Genomic DNA, 9761 nt, shown 5'->3' on the forward strand with positions numbered 1-9761 from the left:
TGTTGCTATCGGCTTGGGTGTTAACGTTTTATTCGCCGTGTACTTGCTGCTGATGTACTTCGAAGTCATTTGATCCAGCGAAAGATATCACCGGATCAGACAGGTGTCAAGGGTAAAAAAGAGCTTTTTTACCCTCCCAGAAACCCGCCAAGGCCCTTGTGCTAAAGGGGTTATGGCCCACACCGTTAAGCCGCCCGTACGGGGTAAAACACGTACAGCAACAGGTAGGTGGCGGTGCTCGTCACCAGGATCAAAGCGAACAGGACCATGGTTCCCCGTCCCAGCACGCGGTGCCGCCGATCCCCCTCCGGAAGCAGTTTTTCGACCAACTTTTCAATGCTGATCACCAGCGCGATGGTGAGGAAGATGAGGAAGTAGGCGATCATCGAGCCTACAGACTTGCCTGCCGCCATCAATACGACCTGCAAACCCGCCCAGATGGTCAGCAGCCAGATGTAAATTCGTTTGAAGCGTGCCGGGTTCGCCTTCAGCACCCCGGTCTGCAAAGTCCACTTCCCGTCCACTTTTTTCGACGCCCGGAAGCCCTCGATGATCATGTAAGGAGTCAGGATCAGCCCCAGGGTCACCAGAACCAGGTGCGTGGTGAGAATGGGAATGAACACGTTGTTGTAAATGCTCTCCGGTCCGCCGAACCCTTCTTTGCCTTCCAGCGACAAAACGCCGAGCGAACGGGTGTAGTAGTAGCCGATGAAGTACACGACCATGGAGACCATTGAAACGAGAATGAGCTTGTGATGCCGGGTGCCGTCGCCTTTTTTGGCCTGCCACCAGGCAAAAAGAAACATGACGGTGAAGATGACCGCGAGCAGGTAACTGAGGTCGGCCCCCAGGGTGCTGGTGGCGATCAGGAATCCGGGTTTTGCCAGAGCTTCCTTCATGATGACCTGCGAAAAGGGTGGTTACTGATTTTTTTCGAGGAGCAGGGTGCCTCCGTAGAACATGGCGACTCCGGCAATTGAATAGTAAAGCAGGAATTCCATGCCCACGGGTTGAAAAAACTTGAACACCACGTAGGTGATGATGGCCAGTCCCACAATCTGCAGGGACCGGCCGAGATAATACAGAAACGGATTCATGCGGCGTTAACCTTTCAGGCCGCTCCGAACCTTCTGGTTGGCGTCGATCAGGGTCTGTATGTTGCTGCGGACATAATCCTGGATGGTCTCTTGGACCATGATGAGGGCCAGTTTGCCCTGTACGGTAAAAACCCCGGGAATTTCAGGCAGGGATTCTCCCGACCCGGATTGCAACGCTTCGTACCGCTTGATAATTTCATCGTTTTTGTACAAATCTTCCAATGGATACGTGTACTGACACTTCACGTAGTCGCGTTCCTTTTCGGTTTCCTTTTTCGAATCCCACACGATATTTTCGCGTTCAACAGAAACCGGTTTTTTCTCGTCGTTGTTCAAGATGCTTTTGATCTTGTCAAAGTACACTTCCATTGCCTTTTCATCTTTAACTTCATCCTGCGGAATTTTGGAGCTGATTTCGAAACCGAGCTGGTTGTCCTGCAAACTGGGGCGGCTGATTTCGTAAGTGATGTCCGCATGGTTGAAGCGGCGTCCTTTTTTGGGTTTGTACGTTTTCTGCAACTCTTCAATCAACTGGTTGACGCCTTCGCTGGCGAACTGGTTGAAAAGAATTCCTTTCAAGCTTGGCATTGAGCGGGTCTCCTGCGTTTCGATGAAATCGTTCAACAATCCGGTCCGCGACTGGGCGGAAGGGCGCATGGCCGGGGTTCCGCGGGATGCGGGGGGCGTTTCCGCGAAAACCTTTATTCTAATACATTTTCCAGTGATAATGCCAATTTTCCGTTCCGCCGGAACCGGTTTTTACATTTTCGGGGTTTCCAGCACGGAAGTGGTGGAAAAGGATCCTGAATTTTTCAGGAAATTGGGGGAACCGTTCGGCTGGTAGGCGTATTTCATCTGGATGCACCCCGGCTGTTTGTCCGCACAGTAAAAGTTCTGAAACTGAATCTTGGCGTAGTTGCCCTCCGCAGTGCGCAGGATGTATATGTTCTTGCGCGCGGTCAGCTTGTGCGTGATGTAGTTGTACTTGTACCACTGTGCAAGCACCGGGTTTTCGGGTTCGGTTTGGGTGGCCTTGTCCTGGATGAATTCGCGGTCCAAAGGCACTTCTTCCACGGCATCGTAGCTCACTTCACCCATGTCCATCAGGCCTGCTTTGCCGATCTTGTTGGTCATTCCGCCATTGGAGATGATCTTGCCGCGGCGGAAGGCGAGGTCCCATTCGAGTGAGGACCGGTCATGGATTTCCACCGGGCCGCCGCGCGAAAAATCGTAATACCGCCAGGTCTGTTCGTCCCGTGCGTCCACCACCACCACGCGGGATTTCAGCAGGTGGCTTTCCGGAATCACTTCGGTTTTCAACGTGCCGCCCACGTTCGCCGGACCTTTTTCTTGGTCGCTTCCATGCTCGGCTCGTCCATGGTTTTATTGATTTCGGCGAATTTGACCGGAAGCCACCAGATGCCGATCAGTAACAGCGTGACGCAAAGATTCAGGATGAACAGGTTGCGCCACAGTTTGTGTTTTTTGCGGGCCTCCGGGCTGACCGGCTCATTTTCCTGGACAGGGGTGTTGAATGGTTCGCTCATGACTCTTCTATCTATTTAATGTTTCTACCGGGTTTATTGGTATTGAACACGTCAAACGCCTCGAAAGTTTTCTTGATCGCTTCCTGCGGGAACTCCTGCTTGCTCAACCAGCGTATCTGGCCTTTAAACAGGTTTCCCAAAGTGGGGCGCTGGGTGCCGACATACCGGGCGGCCCAGATGACTTCCCCCGTTTCGGTACTGATCAAGAATGCGCCGAATTCGACGGACGCGGCGTGGCTTTCTTTTTTCTTTCCGTGACGGTCTTCATACTGGTTGCTGAACCGGGTGACCGCACCGATCAAAACAGCATCCATTTTATCACCAGCATACGGCAAATCATATCCCGGTTGGGAATTTTCAGGGCCGCTTTTGGAATCTTTAGGTCCCTTGCCGGAAACAGGCGGTAGAACCCGCCCGGGATGGGTGATTTGAAGGTAAAACTCATCCACCATTTTTTGGGGAGGAATGACATTGAGCTTGGGCAGGGTTTCGAGTTCGGTGGTCACCTGTCCTGCCAGAAACTTGCCTGCATCGGGGTCGCGTTCGTTGACGGGAATCTTGTTTTCGAAGTCCACCACGCCGATCCGCCGGAGCCGGGAAAACAGCACGGGGTTGAAAACCTTGCTCTGGACCTGGTCCTGCGGCGGCTGCTGGATGAGGTCGTAATAGTATTTGGGGATTTTATGCTCGCCGACGAACCGCTTCATGTATTCCGGGAACGGGTGCGGGTCGTTGATGTCGCCGCTCAGGTTCGGGTTCAGGGACGGGTATTGGCCCATGGGCACGCGGCTTCGCGGGTGCTCGTGCACGTAAGTCTTGGGTTTTTCCTGCGGCAGAGGGAAGGCGTCGTCAACGGGAAAGGCCTGCGCCGGGGAGACCCAACCGATGCACGCGGAGAGGCCGATCAGGTATAATGCATTCTTGAATGGAGCCGTAATCGAGGGCATGCGAAAATGCTCCTTATTAAAGGTTGCCAACGTTCTCCCCTTGCACCATATCGTATGTTTTTAATATAACACACGGGTGGCAGGGGGCAAACGGCATTTGAGTCGGAAAATAGCTGATTTCACAAGAAGTTATGGGAATTCGGCCCGTTTCATCAGGGGATCCTGATGGATTTCCCGGCCTCCTCAAACACGCCTTTCGGGGCGTTCTTTTTTCTCAACCTTACACATGATCGCTCTTATGGACCCCATCACTCCGGGAGGCATCGCTCCCGCCTGGCACCCCTGGGTGCTGGCTTCGCTCACGCTCGTATCTCTCGCTGTGTTCACGTATGCCCTGTGGCCGAAGTGGCAGGCGCTCCGCCGGGCGCAACCGGAAAACCGCTTCGACCGGCCGCTCGACCGCCTGTGGCAAACGCTCAAGATCGCCATCGCGCAGTCGAAAATGTTCAAGGACCGGGGCGCGGGGTGGATGCACGCGCTCATTTTCTGGGGGTTCCTCGTCCTGCTTCTGCGCGCCGCCGAGTTTTTTCTCATCGGGTTGTTCCCGTTGATGGAGGCGCCGGCGTTTCTGGATGTGCCGCGCGGGTTGTACTACGCGGTGAAGGATGGGTTCGTGGTGCTGGTGACGGCGGCCTGCCTGTACGCTCTCTACCGGCGGCTGGTGGTGAAACCGAAACGGCTCAATTTGTCCGGGGAGGGCATCCTCATCCTGATGCTCATCCTGCTCATCATGCTGTCGGACATGGTGTATGAAGGCGCGCGGCGGGTGCTGGTGCCGGAGGAGGCGACGCCGTGGGCGTGGCTCGGCGCGATCCTCGCGCAGGCAGGGCTGGGCGGAATGGACCGCGCGGCGCTGATCCCCGTTCAGGCGGCGGGTTACTGGACGCACATCGTGGCGATCCTGTTCTTCCTCGATCTCCTGCCGCGTTCGAAACACTTTCACGTCATCACTTCCATCCCCAATGTGTATTTCTCCAACCTGAATACGGGCACCAACCTGCACCGCATGGATTTCGAGGATGAGGAACGCGAATCGTTCGGCGTCAACGTCATCGAGGAGTTTTCCTGGAAGAAACTGCTGGACCTGCACACCTGCACCGAGTGCGGCCGGTGCGATGTGTTCTGCCCGGCGCTCAACAGCCAGAAACCGTTGTCGCCGAAACAGTTCACCATCGACCTGCGCGATCACCTGAACGCGCGCACGCCGGAGCTGTTGAAATCGGAACCCTCGGAAGGCCCGGCGGTGATGGGCGGGGTGATCCTCGACGAGACGGTGTGGTCGTGCACCACCTGCGGCGCGTGCGAAGAGGAATGCCCGGTGATGATCGAGTACGTCAACAAGATGATCGACCTCAGGCAGGGCATGGTGCTGATGGAGTCGCGCTTCCCGAAGGAACTCAACGACGCGTTCAAGTCGCTGGAGTCGCACAGCAACCCGTGGGGATTCCCCGGCACCAGCCGCGCCGACTGGGCGAAGGACCTGGGCGTGCAGGAATGGGACAAGAACCATCCCACCGAGTACCTGTACTTTCCCGGATGCAACGGCGCGTTCGACAACCGCGGCAAAAAGGTGGCGGAGTCGGTGGTGAAAACCCTGCAATCCGCGGGGGTCGATTTCTCCATCCTCGGCAACCGCGAAGGGTGCACCGGCGACCCCGCCCGGCGGCTGGGTAACGAATACCTGTTCGACATGCTGGCCACGCACAACGCGGAGACGTTCAAGGAGGAAGGGGTGGTGAAGGTCATCACCCACTGCCCGCACTGCTTCAACTCGTTCAAGAACGAATACCCGGAATACGGCGTGCACCTGGAGGTGATCCACCACTCGCAACTGTTGGCCGACCTCGTGCAGAACGGCAAGCTGAAACTGGAGAAAGCCGACGACAAGGTCGTGTACCACGACTCGTGCTACATGGGGCGGCATAACAAGGAATACGAAGCGCCGCGTAAGGTGATCGAGCAGACGGTCGCGTCGGGGTCGCTGATGGAGGTGGAGACCAGCCGCGAGCGCGGCACCTGTTGCGGCGCGGGGGGCGGACGCTTCCTGCTCGAGGAAAACACCGGCACGCGCGTCAGCCACAACCGCGTCGATGAACTCATGCAGACCGAGCCCGAAACCATCGCCGTCTCCTGCCCGTTCTGCGTGCTCATGCTGGAAGACGCGCTCAAGGCGAAGAACCTGAACGAGAAGGTGCGCGTGCGCGACATCTCGGAGATGATCGCCGGAGGGCAGTGATCCGGCCCGCCTCGCTCCTTTAAAAAAGAAAGTCCCGCATGCGCGGTGCCGCCTTGTACGCCCCCCGGCTTTCCATTAATATGTGGGCGTTGAACAGCCCGATCTTTCCTTAACCCGCGAGACTCATGAACGAATCCCGAAATCCATCCGACACGTCCGAAGAATCCACCCAGCCGTCGCACTTTGTGCGGCGTCACATCCAGGAAGACAACGCCAGCGGCCGCTTCGGCGGCAAAGTCGTCACCCGCTTCCCGCCGGAACCCAACGGCTTCCTGCATATCGGCCACGCCAAAAGCGTGTGCCTGAACTTCGGCATGGCGCTGGAGTTTGGCGGCCACTGCAACCTGCGCTTCGACGACACCAACCCCATTAAAGAAGAAGCGGCCTACGTCGAATCGATCAAGGAGGATGTGCGCTGGCTGGGTTTCGACTGGGGCGATAAGGAATACTTCGCGTCCGACAACTTCCAGCAGTTGTACGACTGGGCGGTGCAGTTGATCGAATCGGGCAAGGCGTATGTCGATGATCTCAACGCCGACCAGATCCGCGAGTACCGCGGCACGCTCAGCGAACCGGGTAAGGACAGTCCGCACCGCAACCGCACGGTCGAGGAAAACCTCGACCTGTTCGAACGCATGAAAAACGGCGAGTTCGACACCGGCGCAAAAGTCCTGCGGGCGAAGATCGACATGGCGTCGGGCAACCTCAACCTGCGCGACCCGGTGCTGTACCGCATCCTGAAAGCGCCGCACCACCGCACCGGCGACGCGTGGTGCATTTATCCCATGTACGACTGGGCGCACGGGCAGTCGGACTCCATCGAGGGCGTCACGCATTCCATCTGCACGCTGGAGTTCGAGGACCATCGTCCGCTGTACGACTGGTGCCTCGACGCGCTGGGCGTGTTTCATCCGCGGCAGATCGAATTCGCCAGGCTCAACCTCACACACACCGTGCTGTCCAAACGCAAACTCCTTCAACTGGTGAAGGAGGGGTACGTCGATGGCTGGGACGATCCGCGCATGCCGACGGTGAGCGGACTCAGGCGGCGCGGCTACACGCCGGAGTCGATCCGCGATTTTTGCGAGCGCATCGGCGTCGCCAAATCCAACAGCACCGTGGAGCTGGGCCTGCTCGAGTTCTGCATCCGCGAACATTTGAACATGATCGCCACGCGCGTCATGGCCGTCCTGCATCCGCTGAAAGTTGTCATCACCAATTACCCGGAAGGGCAGGTGGAGGATTTGCAGGCGGAGAACAACCCGGAAGACGCGACAGCGGGACACCGCACGGTGCCATTCAGCCGCGAGTTGTACATTGAGCAGGAAGACTTCATGGAAATCCCGCCGAAAAAATTCTTCCGTCTCGCGCCGGGCCGCGAGGTGCGCCTCAAGCACGCCTACATCATCAAGTGCGAGGAGGTGGTGAAGAACGACCAGGGCCAGGTGGTGGAGCTGCGCTGTACGTACGATCCGGAGACGAAGTCCGGCCAGACCCCCGACGGCCGCAAGGTGAAGGGGACTTTGCACTGGGTCTCCGCACCGCACGCGTACGACGCCGAGGTGCGGCTGTACAACCATTTGTTTGTGAACGAAGACCCCGACGATATCGAGATTCCCGCAAGCATCAACCCCGATTCCCTGGAAGTGTTGACCGATTGCAAGTTGGAACCGAGCTTGAAAGAAGCGAAGCTTGGCGACCGCTTCCAGTTTTTACGCATGGGGTACTTCGTGACGGACAGCAAATACTCGAAACCCGGCCAACCCGTCTTCAACCGCACCGTCCCCCTCCGCGACACCTGGGCGAAGATTCAGAAGAAGGGGTAGGTTATATTTATAAGCTTTGATTGAGGGCAAAATACCGTATGGACTGGACGCGGGAGGAGTTGCTGGTGGCGATCAATCTGTATTGCCGCATCCCGTTCGGTCGTATTCATGTCGGCAACCCGGAGATCATCCAACTCGCCGAAAAGCTGGGACGCACTCCAGGATCGATCAGTTACAAACTCGCCAACTTCGCCAGCCTGGACCCTTCCTTAGACCGACGCGGTGCCACCAACGTCAGCAAACTCGACCGCGAAGTGTGGAACGAGTTCTTCGAAGACTGGGACCGCATGATCTACGAGAGCGAACGCAAAACCGCCGAACTGCTCGGCGGCAAGGAAGCGGTGGAGGAATCTACCGATATAGAATGGCAGGAAGGCGAGACGCGCGAGACGACGGTGCAGGCGCGGGTCAATCAGGCGTTCTTCCGCAAGATGGTGCTTTCCAATTACGAAGAGAAATGTTGCATCACCGGCCTTGCCAACCCCTACCTTCTGGTTGCCAGCCACATCGTGCCCTGGTCGCGGGATTCTAGAAACCGCTTAAACCCCATGAACGGCCTGTGCCTGAACGCCCTGCACGACCGCGCTTTCGACCGAGGACTGATTACGGTGAATCCAAATTACGAAGTGATGGTGTCTTCGCAAGTCAATCACGATTTATTTGAGAAATATGAAGGCCGTCGCCTTTCCCTGCCGCAACGTTTTGTCCCCGACCCCGCGTTCCTCGAATTCCACCGAAATGAAATTTTCGTGCAGTGAAGGAAAAAAATATTCCCCCTTGTAAGGGGGGGGCTAATTAATCCCATTCCGCAGGCGGGTGAGGGAGCGGTCCTTGCCCAGCATTAAAAACAAATCGTAGATGCCGGGGGAGGCGGTCTGGCCGGTGAGGGCGACCCGCACGGGCTGGGCCAGGTTCTTGAGCTTGATCCCTTCCTCCTCGATTACCTGCTTGAACAGGGACTCGACGGCGTCGTGCTCGAGCGGCTCGTCCATCTTCTCCAACCCCGCGCACAGTTTCTCGAACCACGGTTTCACCTCGAAGGTCAAAAACTTCTCTTTCGCTTTCTCGTCAAACTCCACCTCATCTTTAAAATAAAACGCGGCGCCGTGGGCCATCTCCACCAGCGTCTTGGCGCGTTTCTGCAGGGGCGGGATGATGCGCGCGATCCCGTCCCTCGAACGGCCGTGTCCCTCGCTCAATAATCTTTCCTGCACGAGGATCGGTTCCAGGTGCGGCGCGATGTCTTCCGGCGTGCTGGTCTGGATCCATTGCTCGTTGACCCACAACAGTTTTTCCGGATTGAACACAGCAGCGGAGATGGTGACGTTCTCCAGCGCGAAGTGCTGGATCATTTCTTCCAGCGTGAACAGCTCCTGGTCGCCGTGCGACCAGCCGAGCCGCGCGAGATAATTGATGAGCGCGTGCGGCAGGTAGCCCTGTTTCTGGTATTCGAGGGTCGAGGTCGCGCCGTGGCGTTTGCTGAGTCGCGTTTTGTCGGGGCCGAGGATCATCGAGATGTGCGCGAACTGGGGTCGCGCCACGCCTAAGGCGTCGTACAGCAATGCCTGCTTCGGCGTGTTGGACAGGTGGTCGTCGCCGCGGATGACGTGGGTGATTTGCATGTCGGCGTCGTCCACCACCACGACGAAGTTGTACGTCGGAGTGCCGTCGGTGCGTTGCAGGATGATGTCGTCCATTTCCTTGAGTTCGAAGTTCACGTTGCCGCGCAGGATGTCCTTTACGGTGACGGTGCCTTCTTTCGGAGCTTTGAAGCGGAGCACGTGCGGCTGGTCCGTGGGCTGATCGGTGCGGTTCCGGCAGGTGCCGTCGTATCGTGGATTCTCGCCCGCCGCCTGCTGGGCCTTGCGTTTGGCTTCCAGTTCTTCCGCCGTACAGTAACAGCGGTAGGCCTTGCCCGCGTCGAGCAGGTTGGCAAGTTGTTCGCGGTAGCGGTCCTGCCGCTCCATCTGGCGGAACGGGCCTTCGTCGTAGTCGAGGCCGAGCCACTGCATGGCCGAGAGGATTTCCTGGATGGATTCGTCGGTCGAGCGGGAGAGGTCGGTGTCCTCGATGCGCAGGATGAAGGTGCCGGCGTGGTGGCGGGCGTA

General features: G+C 57.6%; 10 protein-coding genes. 3 read left to right on the plus strand and 7 right to left on the minus strand.

Translation table 11 applies throughout. The features are described from left to right. Positions 1-185: 185 nt before the first annotated feature. From TX82_RS07860 to TX82_RS07875, 6 genes are all read right to left on the minus strand, one after another. Positions 186-899 (minus strand): DUF420 domain-containing protein, encoded by a 714-nt coding sequence (locus tag TX82_RS07860; RefSeq protein WP_005009066.1) that lies wholly within the window; start codon positions 897-899, stop codon positions 186-188. A gap of 21 nt (positions 900-920) precedes the next feature. Further along, positions 921-1097, minus strand: a complete 177-nt coding sequence (locus TX82_RS16245; RefSeq protein WP_005009069.1) for a hypothetical protein — start codon at positions 1095-1097, stop codon at positions 921-923. 6 nt (positions 1098-1103) lie between these two features. Then, positions 1104-1754, minus strand: coding sequence for a hypothetical protein (locus TX82_RS07865; RefSeq protein WP_005009072.1), 651 nt, complete (start codon positions 1752-1754; stop codon positions 1104-1106). Positions 1755-1856: 102 nt separating this feature from the next. After that, a complete protein-coding gene (locus TX82_RS07870) occupies positions 1857-2417 on the minus strand; it encodes an HmuY family protein (RefSeq protein ID WP_244875011.1) in 561 nt (186 codons plus the stop codon). After that, the gene (locus TX82_RS16720; protein ID WP_005009077.1) at positions 2414-2644 is read right to left on the minus strand and encodes a hypothetical protein; all 231 of its coding nucleotides are present in this window, start codon (positions 2642-2644) and stop codon (positions 2414-2416) included. Before TX82_RS16720 ends, TX82_RS07870 begins: the two co-directional genes overlap by 4 nt. A gap of 11 nt (positions 2645-2655) precedes the next feature. Then, a complete protein-coding gene (locus tag TX82_RS07875; protein ID WP_005009078.1) occupies positions 2656-3591 on the minus strand; it encodes a hypothetical protein in 936 nt (311 codons plus the stop codon). A gap of 238 nt (positions 3592-3829) precedes the next feature. On the opposite strand from TX82_RS07875, the gene TX82_RS07880 reads away from it, so the two are divergent. The 3 genes from TX82_RS07880 to TX82_RS07890 all read left to right on the plus strand — a co-directional run bounded on the left by TX82_RS07880 (position 3830) and on the right by TX82_RS07890 (position 8411). Further along, entirely contained in the window at positions 3830-5827 is a 1998-nt protein-coding gene (locus TX82_RS07880; protein ID WP_042250873.1) for a (Fe-S)-binding protein, read from the plus strand. A gap of 125 nt (positions 5828-5952) precedes the next feature. Further along, complete coding sequence (locus TX82_RS07885) at positions 5953-7653, plus strand: glutamine--tRNA ligase/YqeY domain fusion protein (RefSeq protein WP_005009081.1); 1701 nt, start codon at positions 5953-5955, stop codon at positions 7651-7653. Between the two features lie 38 nt (positions 7654-7691). Next, on the plus strand, positions 7692-8411 hold the full coding sequence (locus TX82_RS07890; protein WP_005009082.1) for an HNH endonuclease: 720 nt from the start codon (positions 7692-7694) through the stop codon (positions 8409-8411). A gap of 33 nt (positions 8412-8444) precedes the next feature. Here the strand turns inward: TX82_RS07890 and gltX are convergent. Next, a partial coding sequence (gene gltX, locus TX82_RS07895) for a glutamate--tRNA ligase (RefSeq protein WP_042250876.1) occupies positions 8445-9761 on the minus strand: 1317 nt, incomplete at its 5' end.

The organism is Nitrospina gracilis 3/211, assembly GCF_000341545.2.
In the GTDB taxonomy this organism is placed as follows: domain Bacteria; phylum Nitrospinota; class Nitrospinia; order Nitrospinales; family Nitrospinaceae; genus Nitrospina; species Nitrospina gracilis.

Bases quoted from the DNA above. Each gene is read 5' to 3' on its own strand.
- TX82_RS07860 (WP_005009066.1), bottom strand. From the start codon at position 899: ATGAAGGAAGCTCTGGCAAAACCCGGATTCCTGATCGCCACCAGCACC.
- TX82_RS16245 (WP_005009069.1), bottom strand. From the start codon at position 1,097: ATGAATCCGTTTCTGTATTATCTCGGCCGGTCCCTGCAGATTGTGGGA.
- TX82_RS07865 (WP_005009072.1), bottom strand. From the start codon at position 1,754: ATGCGCCCTTCCGCCCAGTCGCGGACCGGATTGTTGAACGATTTCATC.
- TX82_RS16720 (WP_005009077.1), bottom strand. From the start codon at position 2,644: ATGAGCGAACCATTCAACACCCCTGTCCAGGAAAATGAGCCGGTCAGC.
- TX82_RS07875 (WP_005009078.1), bottom strand. From the start codon at position 3,591: ATGCCCTCGATTACGGCTCCATTCAAGAATGCATTATACCTGATCGGC.
- TX82_RS07880 (WP_042250873.1), top strand. From the start codon at position 3,830: ATGGACCCCATCACTCCGGGAGGCATCGCTCCCGCCTGGCACCCCTGG.
- TX82_RS07885 (WP_005009081.1), top strand. From the start codon at position 5,953: ATGAACGAATCCCGAAATCCATCCGACACGTCCGAAGAATCCACCCAG.
- TX82_RS07890 (WP_005009082.1), top strand. From the start codon at position 7,692: ATGGACTGGACGCGGGAGGAGTTGCTGGTGGCGATCAATCTGTATTGC.